Origin of the sequence: Achromobacter sp. GbtcB20, assembly GCF_019091095.1 — a bacterium.
GTDB classification, from domain to species: Bacteria; Pseudomonadota; Gammaproteobacteria; order Burkholderiales; family Burkholderiaceae_B; genus Achromobacter; species Achromobacter mucicolens.
Map to the genome: position 1 here is coordinate 1 of NZ_JAGXJZ010000473.1, position 285 is coordinate 285.

The following is a 285-nucleotide window of genomic DNA, read 5'->3' on the forward strand; positions in this document are numbered from 1 at the left end:
GGGCGCAACAGTTCCTTTGCCACGTTCCGCAAACAAGTGCAGGCATTGTCGGCGTGACGCATGACGTTGGGTTTCAACGCCAACGGAAAGGCGCACACCTATGAAGGCAAGCCCATCAAACGGTTTGAAGCCTGGTTGAACAACACTGATGAGCAGCGGTCGTTTTGGCCGGCTTCAATCGCTTTTTCAGACGAGTATTTTTCGACCTTGATAGATCATGCCGTGCCGCTCGATATGCGCGCCTTGATGACCTTGAAAGGCTCTGCCCTGGCGATGGACGTATAT

General features: G+C 53.3%; 1 protein-coding gene. It reads left to right on the plus strand.

Translation table 11 applies throughout. The features are described from left to right. Positions 1-60: 60 nt before the first annotated feature. The coding region (locus tag KVT32_RS29815) for a replication protein RepA (protein ID WP_254637082.1) at positions 61-285 on the plus strand (225 nt) is incomplete at its 3' end.